Source organism: Tellurirhabdus bombi (genome assembly GCF_021484805.1).
GTDB lineage: Bacteria > Bacteroidota > Bacteroidia > Cytophagales > Spirosomataceae > Tellurirhabdus > Tellurirhabdus bombi.
The window spans coordinates 2,073,625-2,096,579 of sequence record NZ_CP090557.1; the positions used below are offsets into that span (position 1 = coordinate 2,073,625).

Consider the following 22,955-nt stretch of genomic DNA (forward strand, 5'->3'; position numbering starts at 1 on the left):
TCCGAATTAGTTAATAAAGAAGTGATTATGGAAAATAAACCAGCTTCGCAGCGCCGCGAAGAACGGCTGTTTCTGCTGGGAGCTACGGCCTTGTTGCTTGTGCTTTTTGTTCGGCTATATGTCAATCTGGCTCCTAAGCTGGAAAAAGCAGAGCAAGAATACGCAAGTGGTAACGCCATTAACCTTCAGGCGGGAGTTCGTGCAAAAGCGCTTCGGCAATTGCTGACGACTGGTGACTACTACACCGACAAGCGGGATATAAACCTGGTTGTTGATTCGTTGCCAGCCAAACTGGAGAAAGTGGGCAAGCTGGAAAACTTGGGAGCCATTAACAAAAATAGTTTCGCCATCATAGCCCCAAGAGCCTGGAAAAGCCCGATAGGCGGCACTGATTTTCAAAGTCGGCTGGTTATTTCGCGGCAGCGTCTGGGTTTCGATCAAACGACTTATACGCAGGAACTGACAAACGCAGTTCAATTTCCGTCGACGGTGAAGGCGGGGAGTGGCGAGCTGAGTTTGTCGGGGAAAGTCCTTCAGGGGGCTGAGCCGATGGCGGGCGTTCGGGTGCAACTCAAGCAGCACCGCCCTTCGGCAGATACAGAACCCGAAAAACTAACGGATGCCCGTACCGATGCCGACGGACGCTTTTCATTCACGGGCTTGAACCGTGGCTTGGCGTATAGCGTGGTGCCGCTCAAGCCTGGTTTTGAGTTTGGAGCGCGTCGGGGCGAGGCCGAACTAACCGCATCGGAAGAATACACGTTTAAAGCCCAGCCCCACCGGATTCGCCTGATCGGAACCGTCGCCTACAGCGAACTGAAAGACAACAAAGCCTTGACGGTGCGGACACCCGCCGATTTTCGGTCGAGCTTCTTCATCATTGCGGCGCTCTTTTTGCTGGCTTTCTGGGTAGTCCATTTTATCTGGGTTATCCGAAAAACCGAAACAGATGCCTTTCTACTGCCGGTGCTGATGCTCCTGACGGGGATTTCGCTACTAATTTTACTCAGTATTCAGGACCCGTTGCAGGATAATTTTCACGCCTGGCAGACGCTTCAGGGCGTTGCCGGGGGCTTGCTTGGACTGGTGATACTTTCCCAAATCAACCTAGGGAAATTCTACACCAAATGGCAGTACGACTTCTTTTTTAACCTGCGAAAACGGGCGACCTATAAACTACAAGGCTGGCAGTGGCTGGCGGCGGCAATTCTGCTAGCATTGCTCATGCTGACGCCACTGGGTCAAGGGCCAGAGGGTAGCGGCGTGAAGGTAAACCTGAATCTAGGCTTCATTTCGTTTCAGCCGAGCGAAGTAACCAAGTATTTGCTGCTGTTCTTCTTTGCGGGATTTTTCGCCGCGAATGAGGAGCGCATTCGTAATTATTCCGATATCCGCTGGCGTTTCCAGACCAGTTGGGGCGTCATGGTGGGGGCGGCGGCTTTGATGCTGCTTTACTTACTGCTGGGCGACATGGGTCCGGCACTGGTGGTTTGTTTTACGTTTTTGCTGTTCTACAGCATTGCTCGGGGCAATCTGGGCGTCATGCTGGCAACGGGCGTTGGCTACGGTATTCTGCTTTGGTTCCTGCCCGACTGGCTGGCGACTCTGCTAAGCGTTGTGCTGGTGGCTGGTTATCTGTTCTGGAAAGGAGAGGTGCGGACGGCAAAGTGGAATGCCAATGCGGTTATTGCTCTTCTAGCCGAAGCGCCGGTAATTCTGCTGCTGGTTATGGCTATGTTTACGTTTGGCGATGCGCTGCCTTTCGTGGGTGACCGTCTGGGCGACCGCAAACAGATGTGGCTTAGCCAGTGGAACAACGACGTATACGGCGGCGATCACTTGGCCCACGGATTCTGGACGCTGGCTTCGGGCGGCTTTTCGGGGCAGGGCCTGGGGCAGGGATCGGCCAATACGATGCCAGCGGCGCATACCGATATGATTCTGCCCAGCATCGGCGAAGAATTGGGCTGGTTAGGGCTTGTGGCGGTATTTCTGCTGTTTGGCATACTCATCCACCGAACTTTTCTGCACGCTCGCCGGGCGGGGCAGCCCTTCAGTTTTTACCTCTGCGCGGGGATCGCGATTGCGACGGGCGTTCAGTTTATGCTTATTGCGGGTGGTTCTATCGGGCTCTTGCCGCTGACGGGCGTGGCCGTTCCTTTTCTGAGTTACGGAAAAGTGTCGCTGATTATCAACCTGGCGGCCATGGGCATTGTAGCCAGCATCGCGAGTCGGCCGGGGCAGGAGGTACAGAAAGAGTACATCAAAACCTATTATGACCCTGTCCTGACGGTTGGAATCTCCGGCTTTTTAGTAGTTATCCTTGTGCTGGCGGGTCGTCTGGCGTGGATTCAGGTTTTGGTGGGCGATGAATACATTGTGAAACCCGCACGGGTGATCGACCGAAACCGGGCACCGATTTACAGTTATAATCCCCGGATTGCGCTATTAACCAGAGAATTAAGTGCTGGTACCATTTATGACCGAAATCGGTTGGTACTGGCGGCTAGTGAGCGCTCGATCATCCAGAAAAATCAACCTAAATTGCTGGGCGCTGGCCTGAATGCGCAGCGACTGGAGCAGTTAAGCCGGAAACGACTGCGGCGTTATTACCCCTTCGAAGAGCAGCTTTTCTATTGGGTAGGTGATTTCAATACGCGCTTATTCTGGGGGCAGAAAAATGGCTATTTTGCCGAAGCGGCTCATTTGAGTGAATTAAGGGGTTTTGATACGAAACCGCAGAAATCCGAATTTATTACGACTCGTTACAAAGCTGACCGTTTTTCAAAGCCCGTTCAAAAGTCGGTTACGCTGGTTGCCTACGATTATTCCGCCTTGACCGATATGCTGCGTGCGGGTCCCGAGGGACGTAAAAAGCAGGTTGACGCGCTCAAAGACCGAAATAAGGATGTGCAGTTAAGCATTGATGCGGCCTTGCAGATCGATTTGCAAAAGGCCATTAATGCGTCTGAGTTTAAAAATCGGCGCGTTTCGGTGGTGGTGTTGGATGCGACGTCGGGCGATGTGTTGGCGTCGGCCATCAATCCGCTGCCGAATTTGCAAAAACCGGAGGAACTGCTGCTGTCAGAAAAAGAACAAATGGCCCAGAGCCTGCTGGTTGCCGACCGTGATTTAGGCATGGCTTACCCAACGGCGCCCGGCTCCACCGCTAAAGTGTTGACCGCCCTGGCCGCTTTCAATAAATTGGGCGCTTCAGCCGCCGATGTAACGTATAATGACATTACCTACGACGAGATTATTCGGAAAGGAAACCGCGAGCAGGAGCCGTACAATGAGCCGGTGGACATGAAAAAGGCCATTGTTCAGTCGAGCAATGTTTATTTTATTCGGATTGCCAACGAGAAGAAACTGGACGATGAATTAGCCAACTTGTATCTGGCCACGGGAATGAACATCGATTTTGTGGGTGGGTATTCATACAATCCTGATAACCAGAATAAAGAGCGCATTTTAACCCACTGGCGGGATTCCTCTTTTGTGGTGAATCGGCAATTTTACGAACGCTGGCGAGGCACTAAACGCAATCGTTATAACAGCGAATTTTCGGGACTAGCCTGGGGGCAGGGCCAGCTGACCAGTACCCCGGCTGCGATGGCACGGATGGCAGGAGCCATTGCCAACAAAGGTATTCTACAGCCTTCGCGCTACGTATTGGAAAGAGCGGGAAAGCCAGAAGCACTCAAACCGGGGCAGCCCGTGGCCAAAGAAGCCGCCTATGCCGAGGCCTTGAAAAGCTTTATGATTGCGCAGTCCAACCCACCTGGCGGACGGCAAAAAATCAGTCTGGCTAGGGTAGCCGGGAAGTCGGGAACGCCGCAGCGCAGGGTGAAAGGGAAGGAGCGTTATGATGGTTGGTACGTCTTTTTCGCTCCGACAAGAGACGGTCGTTCAGCCACGGCCGTCTGCGTTCGTATTGAGTTGGGAGACGCTTCTGCCAATGCAGTGGCGCTGGCCAACCAGACCATTGCGCCGATTTTGGCGGAGAGGGGCTATTTAGGATCGTTTTAACGCGTGCTGTTTATGGATGGATTAAAAAAATGGTTTCGGGAAGTAATGTTTGGCATGGAGAAGGCCGCTGAGATGGAAAAGCAACAAGTGCCAACTAAGCCGGAAGCCAAACCGGAGCTTTCTGTCGATGCGGAGCCTGTTGGCGTAGAACCTGCTTCGTCTTTGCCGCCCGCCCCAAAAATGCGGGAAGACATTATAGGATTCGTTATTCAATCCTTGCGGCCCTACGTGGATGAGAAGAACCCGCCCATTAACGGACTTAAATTTTATGCCTTGTGCCCAACCCGGGAAGAGGAAGAGATCGTTAAGGTTGCCTTGTTTGACGGTCATCCGACCAAATCCATCAAAGACGAGCTAAATCTGAAATTTAAGGATAACTACCTTTTTTTGCCTCCTGACTGGACGTTTGACTATCAAATTGTAACCGGTAAATTACCCGAAGGCGGGTTTCAAAGAGGGAATTTTAGTCTGGTGATTCTCACGAAAGCAACGCAGACGGGTGACCATCCGAAAGCGCGTTTACAGACTTTAATCGGACAAACGGTAGAGCCAGAATACGAGTTGAACCCCGAAAAAAAGGAGTCATATTGCATTGGCAGGAGCAACGAACGAAAGTCCGATTCGGGGCGAATACAGACGAACGATATAATTTTTCTGGACAGAAGTGATTCAGGGTTTGACGAGACAAAAGGCGAAGTTAATTTGTATGTAAGCCGGAATCACGCGACCATCAAGTATAATCCAGCCCGCCGAAAATACCTGCTTTATGCCGATAAAGGTGGGCTACCAAGCAGTGATAACAAAACCAAAATTTTGCGCACCGACGACCGGATCGAGCGCGTCGACATACTTGGTATGGGCTACGAATTGGCGGACGGTGACCAGATCGAGCTAGGCGGCGAAGCTAAGTTGCTGTTCTCCATTGTCTAGTTACTTGAATTATCGCGTAGTGTAATTCAAGGACAATCGGGTAACGAAAGGCGTTCCACCCAGAAAGGAGGAGCCAAATGTGGACGCTTGCGCACCCAGGCAAATCTGTCCGGTTTTTCCTTCAACCTGGCCTTTGTAGGTGCTACCCGAAGCCTGGTTTTGAAAATCGAAGAAATAGTCTTCTGCCGGGATGGGTGCAGGCATACCATTAATAAAAGGTTGTGCGGCGCGGTTGAGTGTGAAGCTTAGTTCACCCGCCAACGTAATCGTTTTGCCTTGTTTGTTGATCACCAGATTGTCCATGTCCACCGCCTGGGGGGAATTATTCTTTCCCGTTGTCATGGTCAGAACGTGGGTGGCCTGCAAGCCTTGGATTTCGCTGCTTACCCAATCGATCAGTGGCCCTTCCGAATAAGTAGAATCCCGCCTGAGAATAACCTGAACCCTAGGCATTGCCAAGTTTGCCGACGCCATTTGCCAGGTATTATGCTGGATTTGCAAGTCTGAAAGTGGAGACGTTAACTGCTCAAAATAAACAATCTGCGGTTTAGGTTCTGCCTTGCCGAATGTGTTAAAAATAAAACGGTTGTCTGATATTGTGCAGTGCTGGCGTACATCATTGCCGTAGATGCCGTAGTTGCGAACAAAATCAAATTGGTTATTTCTAATGATGATGTGCCCGGAATGCAGGAGGTTTTCGCTCAGGCCAATAACACCTTTGGGGTAATTGGGGTAATCTGGCGCTTGATTCTTGGCTGCATTTTGAAGCAAGGCCTGGTAGATGTTGTTGGTTACCGTGTGGTTTTGCCCACCAGCCAACGAAATTGGATAGAGGCTTTCTCCTAAAATTTGATTGGCATTTAGAATAATGTTGCGTCCACGTAGCTGAAAGCCTGTCTGACAATTATAGGCAATGTTTCGTTCAATCAGAATGCCATCGGCACCGCCGTGGGTGGCCACGCAGAACGATTGGACTTGAAACAGATCATTGCCCAGGTTAGTTTTTCCCTGTCCGTAGGCTTTGTTGGCAATCGCCTCGCTATGCCGGGTTGGACCCCGGTCGCTGTCGCCCGAAAAATCGCACAGTTTGCGGCAACCGTGCGACGTGTTATGGAGTACCGAATAGCGCCAGCCGCCTACCGTGCCGATGCCGTAACCTGCTCCTTCTTCATTGGCCCCCTCAACAACGCAGTCGGTCACTTTTGTGTCATAACAGCCATATAACATCAGCGAAGCATACTGCGCATCCTTGATCCGAAGGCGGTCGAGCTGGCTATGCTGGGTATAGAGAACGGTTAAGCCAATCACGGGACGATCGTCCGTTTTACGAACGCGAAATTCCAGCTCTTTGGCATACACCATTGCCGGGCGGTAATGAGTTACCAAAACGGAATCCGAAAGCGAATAATCATCCTGACAGGGATACTTCAACGTAACCTGATTTTGGGTTAACGACTGAACGACATTAAACTCGCCTTTGCGGGTGTCTGTTTCGATGGGCCAGGCCGTTTTAGTCTGAATATGGAGTAAGTCACCGGGTTTTAGATCTGTCGTTGCGGTAAGCGTAAGTGCCTGATCACCGGTGGTTATGGCTTTCGTTAGCGTTGTTTCCAGCGAACCGGCTTTAGCCGAAAGTTGTAAGGGAAACTGTTCGTTATCAGGCAAATAAAAAACGGCTGGCTGGCCGGTTCGGCTGGATCGAATGGCAACGGTGCCCGCAAAGGCGTAATCAATCGGGGTCTTGAGAAAATACTTTTTCGTTGGATTGATGAATAGGCCGAGCCGGTGCGTCTGGCAATATGCCAAGGCCTTGACCAGTTTCTCCGAATCGTCCCGGATGCCATCTCCCGCGGGGTTGAAATTGTCGAAGTTTGCCCAGCCAACCAGACCTAGCGCGTGGGTAGGAACGTCGTTGGTTGACCGTGTTGCACTCCTGGGTAAGATGGCACGATCGGGCTGGGGTTGATCGTGAAGAAGCAGCCAGGTCAGCAAACACAGCAAGAGTTTCAATTTCATCAAGGGGGGATACATTTAGTTTATTCCTGTTTGCGAATCGAGCGGGCTGGATTTCCTACCATAACCGCCTTTTCGCCGACGCTTTTGGTGACCACAGCGCCCATGCCAATCAGCGCATCGTCGCCAATCTGGATGCCATTCAGAATATCCGCCGACGGCGCCACCCAGACATTATCACCAATAATGACGCTGCCGCCAATCATCGCATTGGCAATAACTAGGCTGTTTTTTCCAACCACAACCCCGTGCGAAATATGCACCAGATTGCCTATTTTGGCGTTTTCGCGGAGGATGGTGCTGCCAATTACGGCGCGGTCAATGGCGCAATTGTCTCCAATTTCGACTTTGGTTTTGATAACTACATTGCCAATGTGTGGCAGGACTGCGTACTGACCATTCTCGTCTTTTTCGTAGCCAAACCCAATACCGCCTATGGTTGTATTGGCGCCAATAATTACATCGTTAGCAATGACTGTATCGGCATGAATAACGCTATTGTGACCAATACGGGTGTTATCGCCAACTACAACGCCTTCTTCCAGAACGACGTGGTGACCAATGAATACGTTTTGCCCAATTTTTGCGCTCGGGTCAATGGCTGCGCTCGGAGCGATGAAGTTCGTTTTAGGCGTCTTTAGGAAGAAATCAGTTACCACCTGTTGGAATGCCTGCCGGGGCTTTTCTACAACGATGTAATTGCAGGCGGGCTGTAAATCCATCTCCAGCAATTGCGGAGAACAGATAATAGTCCCGTGCGAAATGTCTTGCAGTCGGGTCAGGTTTTTATCGTTGCACCACGTTAAGGAAGTCGCCGAATTACTGAAGTTGCGCAGCTCTTCCACCGTGTTAAGGCGCGCGTTTTCGTTGCCGATAAACCGGACTAAAGGAAGCGTTTGGGTGATGTCAGTTATAGCGATCATGATGTTAATGGTTTATGAAATAATCCAGCGTAATACTTCAAATGTCTCGGCGTAATGCGTATTGATCTGCACGCCCCGCGTACGGGCCAGGGCGCGAATAAACTCATCGTTGGCGTAGGGTCGGTGCTGCTGCGATTTGTACTCCGCGAGGGCTTTTGACTTGGTTTCAACGTCCTCGTCCGTTAGGTGGACGAAGCAACATGTGTTGAAATTTAGGTTATTCCACGGCATTTCGTAGCACAGAATCGTACTGAACTTAAAGGCCCGCAGCCCTTCCTGCACGATAGTCTGGTGATCCTGGTGAATGTCGTTTTGCGAAGGCATGAAGACAACATCGGGATTGATCTGCTGCCGTAGCTCAACCATTTTGTCGAGAATATCCTGGCGGCGGTAGTTGAAGGTGCGGACCTGAAAACTGAACAGAAATAAGTTTTCGTTTGGAATCCCTAAAACACGGGTAGCAGCCTTCAATTCCGTAATCAAAATGTCTTTTGGAAACTGGGGTAGTACGGACTGTTCGCAGGCCGAAAAAGCGGCATAATAGACCTGCGCACCCTGCTTGATCAACTTGGCAATGGTGCCGCCACAGCCAAACTCGCCGTCGTCGGTGTGGGGAGCCAAAATGAGAATTTTACTATTGGCTTGTAATAACATATTGATTCACAATTAAAGAGAAGTTCTTCTCGGCTATTTACTACGAGCGCTTCTCCAGAAAATATTGTACAGAACTTTCAAGAAATACCGGCAATCAGTCGTGATTGGAGCCTCGCTATAAGCACGTAGGTAACGGAGTTCCGACTCCACGATTTCGGTGAAATTGCGGGGCAGATCGGCGTAATAAGGCGGAATCAGACCGGGTTTCTGCTTGACGCGCTCTTTCTGCAATTCCTCGGGATACAGACTCAGGTAATGCGCACTGATTGGCCGGACGCCCACGAGTTTAAGGTCACCCTTAAGCCAGTTAAAGCCCATGGGTAGTTCGTCAATCCAGTATTTCCTCAGCCATTTTCCCAAGGTACTGATGCGAAAATCGTCTTTGAATTTCCCCCCGGCTTCGAGGCCGTTTGTCTCGATCAGGTAAGCTTGTAAATACTCCGAATAGGGGTGCATCGTGCGGAGTTTATACACGGAAAACGGGATTCCGAAGCGCCCAATTCGCCGGAGCCGCAGGATAACGCCCTCCGAAGAAGGCGGCAGCACCGCCGCCGCCGCTATTGATTTTTGGGCTATAATCAAAAGAGCCCCCTCGCTGGTGAGGGTATGTCTTACAGTAAACCCCGCATGGTACAGCCGCCCTAAAATTTCCGCTTTCGACAGGGCGCGCATGGAAGGAAAAACGGCCCGGTACAGCTTTTTAATTGGAAAAACCCGTGGCGTCACGCGGTGCAGGACATAATCGCCCGCGTAGCACACCTGACTAACACCAATGGGCAGCGAACGAAGCAGCCGCTTTTTGCGCTGGTCGTTGGTTTCGAGGCGACAAATAAAGTAGCCATTCAGCGGCAGCACCGCAAACGCCTGTTGGAAGAAGCGTCCCAACTGCGGCACCTGATTCAGCAAAGGCGTAAACAGGGAATGGCAAAACAGGGGCTGATCGGTGCAGGTGGTAAAGGTATCGTAGGTGTCATCGCGCCAGTTAATCAGGAAGTTAAGCCGTTCCAGATCATTATGGTGATAGCCGAGAGAAAGTAAATCGCTCGGTGGCGACAAGGCTTGTTGGGCAATGGGCAGACTTATTTCCATTAGTTTGATGGGTCTGGGTATGAAATAGGTCTTGCTAAAGAGCTGTACTTAAGGCTAAGCGAAAATTTTCCTGATAATTCGGGTCATTTTTGAGGGTGTCCAAGCTCGAAGGGTAATTTTCCATCAGCCAGACCATGAAGGCGGTTACGTCTATTTTCTCGGAAAGCATCTGTTGCCGGCGCTGCTGCCAATCGCTTCGAACATCGTCTTTGAGTAAGGCCAGGGCTTTTTCGAGAACACCGTCGAAGGTCATGAACAATTCTTGAAGGCGATAACGCTCAAAATCGTTGTGGATGCCGGGGCGCGTTTTAGGGCCCAGGAGACTGCTAATCAGAATGTTGGGAATGCCCAGAATGGCGCATTCGTTAGCGGTAGTGCCACCTTCGCCAATGTACAGGCTAGCAAACGCCAAAAGGTCGTGCAGTTTTTCGGGACTCAGCCGCATCCGAAACGGCTCCAATTCCGTGGGTAGAGGGCCTTCCGACGAAATCAAAATCCGGGCGTGGTGACTGATGTGCTGGACCAGCTCAATTTTCTGCTCGTAACTAATCCCCGACTGGCCCCGGTCGTGGCTGGCGCTCCAGGACACAAACCGAAGAATGACAAACCGATCCGCCGGCGTAAGACCAACTTCGTCTAAAACGGCTGGATTGGGCTGAAAATACGGCGGGGCGAGGTGGCACAATTCAATAAAACCTTTGTACCGAATCTGTTTTTGCCCCAACTCTTTCCAGTAGGTTGTTGGCGTAACAACGGTGTCCGTAAAAGGCAAATACATCGCATGTTCATAGCGAGCATGTTCCGTATCGTCAAAGGCAATGTGCGGCTTATTGATTAGTTTGGAAACCTGCGCCAGATAGGGCGAACCGAAACTAAGGCACAAATCGGGTTGGAACTGGCGGGCTACCTTCAGGATGGCCAGATCGCCTTTTAACAGGTAAAACAGTTTACCCAGCAATCCTTTTGCGCCACGTCCTCGGGAGCTATAAGGAAGATTATAGGCTTGTAATAACTTGAAAGACACTTCTTTATCTCGTGCTGTAATCGCAACCTGATGGCCTTTCTGCTGAAGCAGGTGGATGACATTGCGGAAATAATGCACGTGAGCAGGATGGCCAATATCAATTAACAGTTTCATCGTTCGTGATTGAGTAAGGGTTTGCTTAGGTCTGTTGAAGTACGTTTACTTTTTGGAGCAGCCACCAGCCACTGTTTGGCTACATTTTTTAGATTTTGCAGGGCGTATTCCTGACACCAGTGCAGTGGATTGTTGGTCCAGCGTTGCGGGTGAAAATTGATCATGAGCTTGGCGGGAGCCTGCCCGCTGGAAATCCACTGAATGAGCGCCTGGGTATTGGCAAAGGGAGGGGGCGTGTAGCCAACCACTTTGTCCCGAACGCTGCTGCTGGTTCGGTTCCAGCCGCGTCCGGTATCAGTCAGGTAGCAAACCTCCGTAAAGTCCGTATCAAAATAAGGCTCGGCCAGTACGCCATAGTGTTTGTAGTCGTAGTGCTGCCACAAATCCCGGTTGTCGTAACGAGAAAGTGGACTGCCGTGCATGCAGATCGTTTCAACCGGGTAGATGGCCCGAAGTCGGTTAAGCCAGTCGGTAAAGTGCCCAATTGCGCTTTGTGGGTCGCCTTTAGCAAGGGTTAAATCTTCGTAATGATAGCCGATTTCGTGCCCTAATTCAGCGATTTGTGCAATGATTTCCGGTTTGAAACTTTGGGGAACGCAACGAAAATAATAAACGCCCCGAATCTGCAAACGAGCCTGAAGTTGGGCCGTAGCCAGCGAGTTGGCCGCTTTGGCATCAACATCATGGCGAAGCACGACGGCCCGGTCGGCGGGTGCTTTTATGAAATCGCTGAAACTCTGAAAAACGTACTCTGCTTTCATCAGGCTACGCATCAACGACTCAAAAACAGGAAGGGTAAAGTCCATAACCTTGGTATTTGGAAATCTGGCGTTTGCTAATCGGTTGGCAAGGCCAGTTGGCTCAATTCGGTTCGGTTGGGAAAGTTGATGAGTACGGCGCGGCGCGGTCCGTGAAACACGAAAAAGCTGCCTGCCGAAGCAGCGGACGCCTTGCCTTCCGTAACGGCCTGACGCAGGTGCTCAAACGATCCGCAGCCCCCAAGCGCCACGACGGGAATGTCTACCGCCTCGGCAATCTGGCGCGTCAAAGCGAGATTATAACCACTCATCACCCCATCGTGCTCAATGGACTGAATCACAATTTCGCCCACACCTAAATCGGCCAGTTGCCGCGCCCATTCCAGGGGATTGCGCCCCGTCGATTGGCTGCCCGCGTGGCTATAGACACTTTCCTTGCGCCAGAAATTCTTTTTCACATCCAGGCAAGCCACAATGGTTGAGGCACCAAACTCGTCGGAGGCTTCCCGGACGAAAGCCGGATTTTCGAGCGCGTAAGCATTCAGGCAAACACGTTCGGCACCGGCTTTGATCAGCGTTTCAATATTCTTTAGCGAGCGAATGCCGCCGCCGACAGTAAAAGGCATGTTGGTTTCGTCGCCAATCTGCCGAACGAGGTCTGGGTCGATGGTGCGGTTTTCGGGGGTAGCCCGAATATCCAGAAAAATCAACTCGTCGGCGCGCAGGTCATTGAAGAGCCGGACGGCATTAATCGGGTCGCCAAGGTAGCGGTGTTTGCTAAACTGGACACTTTTGACCAGCCCTTTATGCTGCAATAAGAGACACGGAATAATGCGTGGTCTATACATAAGCTGGTGTCTTTACGGAAGCAAGAAAGTTTTGAAAGAGTTGAACACCAGCCTCCTGGCTTTTTTCAGGGTGGTACTGAAACCCAAGAATATTATCCTTCTGAACTGCCGAGACAAAGTCGTGGCGGTAGTGAGTCCGGTGTAAGGCATCATTGGGGTTGGTCAGGCGAACGTGGTAAGAATGCACGAAATAAAAGGCTTCTTCAGGCTGTAGCCCATCCAGAATCGGATGTTGTCGTGTGGCCGTGACGCTGTTCCAGCCGATGTGCGGTATTTTCAGATTTTTATTCTCTTTTTGCTCAAAACGAACCGTTGAGCCACTAATCCAACCCAGTCCAGCCGCATCGCCTTCTTCGCTGTGTTCAGTCAATAATTGCATACCCAGGCAAATGCCCATCACCGGAATCCTCGCTTCCAACACCCGTTCGTTCAAAATGGGAATCAGGTTGAGGCGCTGGAGTTTGTCCATCGCCCGGCCATAATGCCCGACTCCCGGCAGAATCAGCGCGTGGGCTTTGGCAATCACGTTCGGGTCCGCGCTGATCTGGCAACTCGCCCCCAGCCGCTGGAATTTATTGTAGACCGAACGCAGGTTGCCCATGCCGTAGTCAATAATGACAATGTTCATCGTTTTCACTGGATAGAGATAAATCAATGAGTGAATGATTGAAAGGGTGAATGAGCGAATAACTAGTTTTTTGATAATAGTCTGAAAATCAATAATTTGATTGCTGTTTCGCTCGTTCACTCATTGACTCTTTCACTCATTATTGGTTAATAGCTTTCCTGCCAGTCCGTTAGCTGCTCGAACCGAAATGCATTTTTCGCCGCCAGCGAGTTACGCTGACCGTTCTTCCATTTCAAAAAAGATCTTGGGCTTTTCGGGTAAAATCCGTTTGAGTACCGGGACAACCAGGTGCAGCAACCGCTTCACGATGGGGTAGTAAGAAGGATAATCCAGAAACGATTTGTTTTCCGAGCGCCACATAATCCGAAAATCATCGGGGTGGATGTCCAGTTTTTTGATGACATACGCTTTGTCGTCCTCCATGCGGTCGGGCGCGTAAGGCGGTTGGCTGAGTTGAGTCAAAGCTTCTTGCCGGGTGGTTTCGCCGCTCAGAATCTGGGCCGAGAAGGTGATGCGTCGTTTGTCGATGTTGAATTTGCGCGGAAGCCAGTACGCCACCGCAAACTTGGTGAACAGATTTTCGTGGTGATGGCCGCCGTAATACTCCCAGCCGTAGGTTTTTTGCAAAAACGCCTGCGCTTCTTTCTTCTGGTAAGGCAAATAATTGAACGGCGAAATCAGCTTGATGCCCTTGACGTAACCCAGGTAAAAAAGCTTCCAGATGGGCAGTTGGGGGTAGGTTTTCAGCTTGGTTTGTCCAAATCGTCCGTGGATTGCTTTTAGTTGCCGGAGGTCGGTGTAAGTCCATTCGGTGGGTTGTTTGCCTTCCGAGCGGAAATCGCTGCCCAGCAGAACATATTTAATGCCTTCCTGCGCCGCAATTTTATAAAGTATGGATTGAATAGCGAGATCGGTGGGGCCATCGATCCACGGCATACCCGCCAGCATGTAGGAGCGAAGGATGTCTTTAATTTCCTCGTAATCAATCACGTATGTTTCCAGATCGATGCCGAGCGCGGCCACCATCTTCTTGATATTTTTGACGGAAATATCTGTATTCCAGCCATTATCCAGATTAACAGCCAGGGGACGCAGACCATAGGATTTAGCCAGGTGCAGCAGGTAAGAACTATCCGTGCCGCCACTAACACCAATTACGCAGTCGTAGCTTGACCCTTTGGGCGCTGCGCTTTTGATCCGAGTAACAATGCGTTCCCATTCCTGTTTCCCCTGCTCACCCCGTGGAAAGGCTTCTGACAGTTTTTTCTGAATGGTTGCGTAGTTCGAAACCCCTTGCTCATCGAATTGAACGCCCGGGACGGAGGTATCCCAAACGCCTTCCTGACAGATTTGATATAGTTTCATAATGTCCCTTCATTTCCAGCTTCGTGCTGCATTGTAACGAAGCTGATTTACCAAGCTGATTTTTGTTGCACTTTCCAAGAACTTGACGAATTGGCTTCTCCCGAACTCAAGCGCTCAGCGGGCGAAGCGGTAAACTTGTTCAGAAAATGGGCCGTCTCGATCCATTTCCAGATGTCGCGGGCAATGGCAATTTTTCCTTCGCGGTGGAGCTTAAGGCGGCGGCGGCATTGTGCCACATCGAAATAGCCCGAGGCTACCAAAGCGGGTGAGTGCAAGGCTTCTTCGGCCTTTTGTTGAAAAAGAGAGGCCCGCATCCAGTGGTCGGCGGGGTTTTCAAAACCCACTTTATCCTGGCGGGTTCGTATTTTCTCGGGGAGACGGTTTCGCATGGCTTCCCGCAAAATCCACTTGGTGGTGCCGTCTTTAATAAGCTGTTCCGAAGACGAAGCCAGCGTGCGCTCCACCAGTCGGTAGTCCAGAAAAGGCTCCCGCAACTCGATGGAGAAATACATGCTGTTCAGGTCGTTCCACTTGAGGTTGTGCTCCAGCTTACTTTCAAAATGCTGTAGCAAAGACTCCCGGAGCGTTTTCGGACTGAACAGTTGCGCGTTAATGGTTGATTTTGACTGCTGTTCGCGGTAAAAATCCGGGTGAACAAAACCCGCCTTTCGGTTGGTCATGGCATCTTTAAGAACGGCAGGCGCGGCGTAAAAAGCCAGGTACGACAGGCCGCTGAAAGTGCGGTGGTTTTTGTAGTGCTGACGCCATTCATGCGCAAATCGACGGTATTGCCCCGTAGCGAGTAACTCCCGGAAAAAGCTCCCGAAAAAGTACATGTAGCCACCCAACTGCTCGTCGGCACCCTGGCCGTCCATCAACACCTTGACGTACTGCGCGGCATCTTTCATGACCTTGAACTGGGAGTAGATGCTCAGTCCCCCGAACGGCTCAAAGTGGCAATTCATTAGACTGTCGAAATCGTCCAGCAGGCTTTCTTCAGTTGGACGAACGTACACCAGATTAGGAAGCTGGTTCTGGTATTCGTTGATGAACGAGCTTTCATCTCCGTTGAGACCAGCTCCGTACACCGCCGAAAAAGCGTAAAAGTCCTTTTTGTTCAGGCCAGAGATCAGGGTGGAAGCCACCGAGGAAGAGTCGAGGCCACCGCTGAGACAGATTCCCACGGGAACGTCGCTACGCAACCGCAAATCAACCGAAGATTGGAAGCAATTGTAGTATTCCTCCGGGTTTTCCCAACCCTGCTGGAGCCGTTCCGTCAGGTTGTACCAGCGGTTAATCTGAAGCTTATTATCCTGTATAGTCAGGCAGTGACCGTGACCTAACTTCTTGATCTGCTGGACAAACGTGTCGTTATTTAAATCTGTCCGATTATGGATCAAGTAATTAAACATGACTGTTTCGTCGGGCTGAAGTGGGTGCCCCTGGGCGCGTACATGCTCGAAAATCGGTGGGATTTCGCTGGCAAAGACGAAGCAGCTATCGGAGAGGTAGTAGTAAAAAGGCTTGACGCCAAAGCGGTCGCGGGCAGCGAATAACTTTCGGTCGTGCCGATCGTGAATGGCGAAGGCAAACATGCCGTTCAGGTGGTGCAGGCAATCGGCACCCCAATGCCGGTAGGCGTTCAGCAGAACTTCCGTGTCGGTTTGGGAGCGAAAGGTATAATGCGCACTTAAACGCGCCTTAATTTCCAGATAATTATAGATTTCCCCGTTGAAAATCAGCACGTAACGCTCATCGTCTGATTGCATTGGCTGGTGGCCAGCGGGCGAAAGATCAAGGATACTCAACCGGACAAAGCCCAATCCGACGTTCTGGTCCAGAAACAAACCACCGTCATCGGGCCCCCGGTGGCGTTGTCGTTCCATCATCGCTTTTATGTCTGTCGATTGGACGGGGCTACCGGAAAAATGCACTATCCCTGCTATTCCACACATACTTTCAACGTTTAAATTTTGCGGATGACGAGAACGAATCCGAAAGATGAGCTACTGATTATGACATGCTTATTCTGAAAATTGACTCTTTAGACCGGCTTTTTGCCAGTTAGTAACCGCTAGTAACCGGCTTTTTGCATATTTTAATTTTATGGTAACGAAAACCTTGTGTCTGGCAAATAGAACCAGGCCAAAGAGCGAGTCGTAAAAAGGAAATAGAATGGTCTTTTTGGCTTGTCTAATAGTTTTCGGAAGGAGAGACGACCGCTTGTGGATCGATCTTAACCGCCAGGGGAGACGCCTGCATGACTTCAAGCTGCCTTAGGCGGTCGCTCAGGAACAGTAAGGAAATGAGAATGGCGCGGTCAAAAACGCCCTGCGAAAAACCGGCAAGCAGCACCGTCAGGAAAGAAAATAAGGCAAATAAAGGGGGCGAATCGAACTGGCGGGAATAGCGCCGGAAGAAGAGAAATAAACCCAAAAAATACGCAAGTCCGCACGGGATGCCGTACGTAACGAGCAGAAAGGTAACGCCGTTGTTGCGGTGGGTGGAAAAATCCTGAAGACGTGCCAAAGGCCCAAAGCGGTTTTCTGACAGGCGGCCAAAGCCAATGAGCGGACTGCGGGCCAGATCAACAAAATCAAAATATGCGCTGCCGAAGCGGGAGCTGTTGTCGGATTTCGACGCGCTGATATTCTTGTTTATTTTCCCACTCATGAATTCGGTTTGGCTGTAAACTAAAACCACCGTCGGCAATAGAATGAGCAGAGAGGCTATTTTGGTCGATTTGCGAACCGTATCACTGCTTATTACGTACCCCACGATGATCATAAATAACGTAATGTAACCAGCTGTGGAAAAGGTAGTTAGCATGGTGAAAATAAGCAGCCAGTTACGGCGGGTAGAAAACTTTTTTTCGTGTTGCAGATTGAACAGAAGCGCCAGCGTCATAAATACCGCAAAAGCACCTGGCTCCCAGAAAGGCCCGGAGTTTCGCTTGATGATGGTCGATATAAATTTCTCCTCGGCGAGTTGGTTAAACGTATAAACGATCATGCTGGGATTGCCCTCATACATGCTGCTCGCCACCGAAAAAGGAGGCTTGAAAAACGTGTTGGCGATGTTTTGAATCAGAAATTGCTCAACGCCCGGAAAGAACGTCAGAAAATAAATGGGTAAACTGATGAGCGCCGAAACAAGAATAATATCGATGTAGTAGCGAATGAAACGAAGCCCGCAAACATGAATGACCAGATAAACCAGAAGTAACCGAATCAAGATGCTGAGGAGCGAATTAGGAACAAAATTATTGTATTTCAGCGCATGGAGCAGTTCAACGATAAACACAATGATGATGATCGACAGCGACCGGGCAGTTAAGGGCGTCTGGCGAGCAAAAGCAATTCCCGCCGCAGCCAGGAAAAACAAAAGCTGAAACTCCGGCGAACTGTAAAAATATTCGACGCCAGATACGGCAATAACACCGTAAGTCAGCAGGTAGTCGGGCCAGGTTGCTTCTTTTTGCATCGTCAACGGCTTAGTTTTTCGTTGGTTTAGGCGGAGGGAAAGGACTTTGCGCTTTTCGCTTGGAGAAATGCAAATCAATGGTTTTCAGGAAATCATCATCAATTTTCTGAACAAACTGGGCAGGATTTCCTGCCCAGACTTCATCCGAAGGAATGTTTTTGGCAACTACCGATCCCGGACCAACAACGGCGCGCGCACCGATCCGGACACCTTTCAGGATCGTACAATGATTACCAATAAAACAGTCGTTCTCAATAACCACCGGCATGGTGATGGTGTAATTTCTGGTTTCGGGAACCGAACTGCGGTCATAATAACGCATGGAGTGAAAATCACTGTCGTAACAGCAGGTATCGACGCCAATTCGGACGTTGTCACCAATGGTGATTGCTTCGACGCACACCGCCGTAAACGAACTAACGGTAACATTGCTGCCAATGGTTAGAACGGCATTTTCTTGGAGCGAAAAAAGGCAATTCTGATCCTGACCCGCCTTGGTATGCGAGCGCCCGTTGTACATTTTGAAGCGTGTGCCGATGGTCATGGTTGCTCCTTTTTGCAGGTACAGATCCGGAATGCCGTAACTTTCTAAACCGTAACCGGACTGCACACGATAGATGGAAAAAAGCCAGCGGGTATAGGCGGTATCGGTCAATTTTCGTGTTCTTCGGTAGGCCCGGCGGATGCCCTTGTATAAAAGTCGATCTAACCGCATGGAAGGTGAAGGTGGTCTAATGGATCAGATTAAAATGGACTGTCGCACTAAAGCGTCACCGCCGGAGGTTTGTGAATAATGGTTGAGCGTCCGGTCATTTTAGCCAGTAAACGCTTGACTTCCAAAGGGGCTACACCAACGCTGTAGAGTAAACAAAGCGTCATGGCAATCAGAATACCGACCAGACCAAGGCCCGCCAGTTTAACCAGGGCATACGTCAGCGGAATCAGTAGCGCGGCGGCTATCGACGTAGCAATCAGCTGGTTTCGAATTTGGCTAACTCCATTTAGCAGACTTACGTAAATGTCGCCGTAGATGTATAGGGATTGGTAAATCAGCATGGCTACCGCCAGCGAAAAAGAAACCGTCACCGATTCATCCACCCAAGCAGGAATGAGGTAAGGGGCGGTGGCCAGCAAAACCAACTGACCCACCACAACGCCCAGCCAGAGTTGCCGCATGCGCGTCAGTGTTTTTTTGATCCATTCCAGGTCCTGGGTATGATAGGCGTGGCCAAAAGCTGACCAAAGCGGGGCAAGCACAATATTGAATACCATTGGCAGAAGGCCAAAATAGCGGTAAGCAATGGTGTATTCTGCTACGTAGCCGGGTCCCAGAAAGCGGGTAATCAGCAGGTTTGTCGTCGTAAAAATGATTGTCCAGGCCAGTTGAATTACAAAAAACTGAAGCCCCAGACTACCAAATTGAGACAAGACCGAGCGACGCGCCATTCTCCAGCGTGGCTTTAGGTAAGCCAGTTCAAAACCAAAAAAATAGATATGAAAGCCAACCAGAACGAACAGTTGTGGCAGCAATACGGCCAGTCCAACATACAGAATGGACACCTTCAAAACCGTTTTCAGACTCAATAGCAAGAGCAACGTGATGACGTTGCTCAGGAAGGGGAAAAGGCCGTTGACCGCCGATTTATGCGTGGCTAACAACACAAAGTTGATATTGCGCAGAACCAACTCCAGGCTAAAGGCGCAGAAAGCCAGGTAGGCAAGCTGACTGATTTCAGCTTGCCAGCGGGCCGATACATTCATGATTGACGCCCAATCCAGCCAGGGGTGAATGAGCGTATAAACCGCCCAGAAACCGACGCCAATGAGTAGCGTCGCCACATACAGCGTGCTGACGTATGTTTGAGCCTGTTCCTGTTTGCCCTGCGCCAGAAGCTCGGTTACTTTATTTCGCAGTCCGTTGCCCAAGCCAAAATCAATGAAGGTGAACCAGGCGACAATGGAACTCAGGGTGAGCCAGACGCCGTATAGCTCCTTCGTCAACAGGCCCAGTGTAAGGGGCACTAAGGCTAAATTGATGATTACGCTGGCCGCTTTAATACCCAATGACTGAATGACGTTGCGACGGACAGTGATCGTCAGCGCATTTCCAGTTTTGTAATAGTGGCGGAGTAACGTAAGCATAAAGCAGTTTTTTCGCGGGAAAGCTATTTCGTGTAAAGGCTGGCGTGGTCGAAATGCCGGGCAGAGCCGTTAAGGCGGGCGGCTTCCCGGTTGGGAATGACCATGCGCGGCGATTGCAGATCGGCAAACAGCGAGGCCGGTAGCTCAGGCTGCTCGATCATGGCTTCTTTGTAAATTCGCTCAATAATATCCACCACTTTCAGTCCTTCCATCGCATTGGTCGTAATGGTAGCCCGTCCGCGCAGCACATCCACCACGTTTTCGACCACGTAGTTGTGGTTCATGGCTGATCCTTTGTAGCCGCCGTAGTCATTGCCCGCGTTGGTGGGTGCCAGTTCAGGCATGGTATAACCGCGAATGTTGCAGAACTCCACCTTCTCCATGTATTGCCCGCCGACCTTAACGCTACCGTTTTCGGCAATAATGGTCATGCTGCTTTCCAGATTGTTCTGCCAGACGGAGGTAGAGAAGTTCAGCGATCCCATACCGCCATCCAGAAACTTGAAGGAAACAAAACCGCTGTCTTCAAAGTCAGTCAGGTGCTGGTGGTTGAAGTCCATCAGGCGGGCCTGGATGTTCGAGACGTCACCGAAGAGCCAATACATGATGTCGATAAAGTGCGAGAACTGCGTGTAGAGCGTGCCTCCGTCCAGTTCCCGGCGGCCGTGCCAGCTTCCGGTCGTGTAATAGCGTTCGTCCCGGTTCCAGTAGCAGTTGAGCTGAACCATGTAAATTTTTCCCAGAACACCCGATTCAACCAGATTTTTCAACCAGACTGAAGGCGGCGAATAGCGGTTTTGCATAACAGCAAACACATCACGGCGCTTGCTAAGGGCTTTATAAAGAACCTGTTCGGCATCCTGGCGTCGCAGGGCAATGGGTTTTTCGATAACAACGTGTTTGTTCGCGTCCAGACAGCGCAGCGCCTGCTGGGCGTGGAGGCCGTTGGGGGTGGCAATGGTAACAACATCGACATTCAGGTTCGCGGCGAGCATGTCGTCCAGCGAATTAAAGAAAGGAACATCGTAGCCATGCAAGTTCAGATCTCGGTGGTGTTTGACGTCGACCAGCGCCGCTAGTTCGGTTTCCGGATGGGATTTGATCATTTCGGCGTGGCGCTTTCCTATGTGCCCGCAGCCCACTACCGCAAACCGGATCAATCGTTCTGAAAAGTTCATCGTATTAGCGTAAGTTTAAGAAGGAATTATGCAACCCAGGGTTATCGAATCCGAGTTACGTTGTTATCTTTTAGTTGATACACTTGACTACTTTCCGGACAGGTAGCCTCCTGGTTGTCATCGAAATGGAGTCGGTGACCATATTCACTGACCCAACCGATGAGCCGCGCCGGATTACCCACCAGTAAAGCATAGGCGGGCACTGGCTTCGTCACCACGGCTCCTGCGCCAATCAGGGCGTAAGCACCAATCGGATTGCCGCACACAACGGTAGCGTTTGCGCCGATGGAAGCACCCCGGCCCACGTGGGTTGGTGCAAACTGATGCTTCCGAACAATGGCCGACCGGGGATTAATTACGTTGGTAAATACCATGGATGGTCCCAGAAAAACGTCGTCTTCACAGGTAACTCCGGTATAAATCGAGACATTGTTCTGCACTTTCACATTGCGGCCCAGTACTACGCCCGGCGACACAACGACGTTCTGGCCGATGCTGCACTCTTCGCCGATGGTACAGCCGGGCATGATGTGCGCAAAATGCCAGATGCGGGTGCCTGCGCCGATGGCAGCCCCTTCGTCGATGATGGCTGTTGGATGGATAAACGTTGTTTCGACGGTGGTCATGCGGATTTGATTTGCTGGGTCATGTAATCGCCAATCAGCGAGCAGATTAGCCCCTGAACGTCACTGTTTAACTCGGTATGCATCGGTAGCGAAAGCACTTCCTGACACAGCGCTTCGGCAATTGGAAAGCTGTTTTTGGGGTAACGACTGCTCTGGTAAGCGGGCTGCTGATGAAGCGGAATCGGGTAATAAACCATCGATGGAACGCCATGCTTCGATAAATGCGCTTTCAGTCCATCCCGCAAACCAGCCGCAACTTTTAGGGTATATTGGTGATAAACATGCGTTGAATAAGTGGCCTGAGTCGGTATTTGAAGGCCTGGAATGTTCTGCAAACCCTGGTCGTAACGAGCGGCGGCCTGTTGGCGTTGCTGGCTAAACTCCTTCAAATGCTTAAGCTTAACGGTCAGAATAGCGGCCTGGAGTGTGTCCAGTCGGGAGTTGACTCCAACCAGTTCGTGGACATATTTCTGCCGCTGGCCGTGGTTAGCAATCATCCGCAGGCGCTCGCCCAGGGCTTCCTGGTTGGTAAACAACGCCCCTCCATCACCGTAGCAACCTAGATTTTTTGACGGAAAAAACGACGTACAGCCAATATCGCCCAAGGTTCCGGCGGCTTGCAGGTTGCCGTCAGAAAGCCGGTATTCGCTGCCCAGAGCCTGAGCCGTGTCTTCTACAACAGCCAATCCATTACTTTTCGCCAGATTGAGCAAAGGCGTCATGTCCACACACTGGCCAAACAAATGTACCGGAATAACGGCTTTGGTACGTGGCGTGATAACGCGTTCCACCTGGTCGGCGGTGAGGTTGAAGGTCAGCGGGTCTACATCGGCCCAGACCGGCGTAAGTCCCAGAAGCGCAATAACTTCGGCAGTAGCTACGTATGAGAAAGCGGGAACAATGACTTCATCACCCGGTTTCAGACCCAGCCCCATGAGTGCCAATTGCAGCGCATCAGTTCCATTGGCACAGGTAACAACCCGACTTACCCGCAGGAAATGAGCTAAATCCTGTTGAAATTCCCGCACATAATGACCGTTGATATAATCGCCCTGATGGAGGCACTGCTGAATGGCTTCGTCGATATCCGATTTCAAACGGTGATACTGCGTTTTCAAATCGACCATCTGAATGGGTTCAATTGCTATCAT

18 protein-coding genes are annotated in these 22,955 nt (G+C 50.8%); 2 read left to right on the top strand and 16 right to left on the bottom strand.

Going from position 1 to position 22,955, the window contains the following annotated elements; all coding sequences use genetic code 11:
* Positions 1-27 precede the first annotated feature (27 nt).
* Positions 28-4,029 (top strand): FtsW/RodA/SpoVE family cell cycle protein, encoded by a 4,002-nt coding sequence (locus tag L0Y31_RS08890; protein WP_234736768.1) that lies wholly within the window; start codon positions 28-30, stop codon positions 4,027-4,029.
* Between the two features lie 12 nt (positions 4,030-4,041).
* Positions 4,042-4,959: an FHA domain-containing protein gene (locus L0Y31_RS08895; RefSeq protein ID WP_234736769.1), complete on the top strand. Its 918-nt coding sequence runs from the start codon at positions 4,042-4,044 to the stop codon at positions 4,957-4,959.
* Positions 4,960-4,968: 9 nt separating this feature from the next.
* On the opposite strand, the gene L0Y31_RS08900 is transcribed toward L0Y31_RS08895, so the two are convergent.
* The 16 genes from L0Y31_RS08900 to L0Y31_RS08975 form a co-directional block, all read right to left on the bottom strand.
* Positions 4,969-6,975: a right-handed parallel beta-helix repeat-containing protein gene (locus tag L0Y31_RS08900; protein ID WP_234736770.1), complete on the bottom strand. Its 2,007-nt coding sequence runs from the start codon at positions 6,973-6,975 to the stop codon at positions 4,969-4,971.
* Positions 6,976-6,995: 20 nt separating this feature from the next.
* Positions 6,996-7,895 (bottom strand): UDP-3-O-(3-hydroxymyristoyl)glucosamine N-acyltransferase, encoded by a 900-nt coding sequence (locus tag L0Y31_RS08905; RefSeq protein WP_234736771.1) that lies wholly within the window; start codon positions 7,893-7,895, stop codon positions 6,996-6,998.
* A 12-nt stretch (positions 7,896-7,907) separates the two neighbouring features.
* Positions 7,908-8,549, bottom strand: a complete 642-nt coding sequence (locus tag L0Y31_RS08910) for a PIG-L deacetylase family protein (protein ID WP_234736772.1) — start codon at positions 8,547-8,549, stop codon at positions 7,908-7,910.
* 33 nt (positions 8,550-8,582) lie between these two features.
* Entirely contained in the window at positions 8,583-9,638 is a 1,056-nt protein-coding gene (locus L0Y31_RS08915; protein WP_234736773.1) for a sugar transferase, read from the bottom strand.
* Between the two features lie 34 nt (positions 9,639-9,672).
* The gene (locus tag L0Y31_RS08920; RefSeq protein ID WP_234736774.1) at positions 9,673-10,776 is read right to left on the bottom strand and encodes a DUF354 domain-containing protein; all 1,104 of its coding nucleotides are present in this window, start codon (positions 10,774-10,776) and stop codon (positions 9,673-9,675) included.
* Entirely contained in the window at positions 10,773-11,582 is an 810-nt protein-coding gene (locus L0Y31_RS08925; RefSeq protein WP_234736775.1) for a polysaccharide deacetylase family protein, read from the bottom strand. Before L0Y31_RS08925 ends, L0Y31_RS08920 begins: the two co-directional genes overlap by 4 nt.
* 29 nt (positions 11,583-11,611) lie before the next feature.
* Positions 11,612-12,382, bottom strand: coding sequence for an AglZ/HisF2 family acetamidino modification protein (locus L0Y31_RS08930; protein WP_234736776.1), 771 nt, complete (start codon positions 12,380-12,382; stop codon positions 11,612-11,614).
* Positions 12,375-13,010 (bottom strand): imidazole glycerol phosphate synthase subunit HisH, encoded by a 636-nt coding sequence (gene hisH / locus L0Y31_RS08935; protein WP_234736777.1) that lies wholly within the window; start codon positions 13,008-13,010, stop codon positions 12,375-12,377. The genes L0Y31_RS08930 and hisH overlap by 8 nt, the downstream gene beginning before the upstream one ends.
* Before the next feature lie 210 nt (positions 13,011-13,220).
* Positions 13,221-14,375 carry an N-acetyl sugar amidotransferase gene (locus L0Y31_RS08940; protein WP_234736778.1) on the bottom strand — a complete coding sequence of 385 codons (1,155 nt, stop codon included), beginning with the start codon at positions 14,373-14,375 and terminating at the stop codon, positions 13,221-13,223.
* 47 nt (positions 14,376-14,422) lie between these two features.
* On the bottom strand, positions 14,423-16,330 hold the full coding sequence (gene asnB, locus L0Y31_RS08945; protein ID WP_234736779.1) for an asparagine synthase (glutamine-hydrolyzing): 1,908 nt from the start codon (positions 16,328-16,330) through the stop codon (positions 14,423-14,425).
* A 238-nt stretch (positions 16,331-16,568) separates the two neighbouring features.
* Positions 16,569-17,858 carry a hypothetical protein gene (locus L0Y31_RS08950; RefSeq protein WP_234736780.1) on the bottom strand — a complete coding sequence of 430 codons (1,290 nt, stop codon included), beginning with the start codon at positions 17,856-17,858 and terminating at the stop codon, positions 16,569-16,571.
* Positions 17,859-17,868: 10 nt separating this feature from the next.
* Entirely contained in the window at positions 17,869-18,573 is a 705-nt protein-coding gene (locus L0Y31_RS08955) for an acyltransferase (RefSeq protein ID WP_234736781.1), read from the bottom strand.
* 47 nt (positions 18,574-18,620) lie between these two features.
* Entirely contained in the window at positions 18,621-20,000 is a 1,380-nt protein-coding gene (locus tag L0Y31_RS08960; RefSeq protein ID WP_234736782.1) for a lipopolysaccharide biosynthesis protein, read from the bottom strand.
* Positions 20,001-20,023: 23 nt separating this feature from the next.
* Positions 20,024-21,178, bottom strand: coding sequence for a Gfo/Idh/MocA family protein (locus L0Y31_RS08965; protein ID WP_234736783.1), 1,155 nt, complete (start codon positions 21,176-21,178; stop codon positions 20,024-20,026).
* Between the two features lie 41 nt (positions 21,179-21,219).
* Complete coding sequence (locus L0Y31_RS08970) at positions 21,220-21,804, bottom strand: acyltransferase (RefSeq protein WP_234736784.1); 585 nt, start codon at positions 21,802-21,804, stop codon at positions 21,220-21,222.
* Positions 21,801-22,955, bottom strand: coding sequence for a DegT/DnrJ/EryC1/StrS family aminotransferase (locus L0Y31_RS08975; RefSeq protein ID WP_234736785.1), 1,155 nt, complete (start codon positions 22,953-22,955; stop codon positions 21,801-21,803). The genes L0Y31_RS08970 and L0Y31_RS08975 overlap by 4 nt, the downstream gene beginning before the upstream one ends.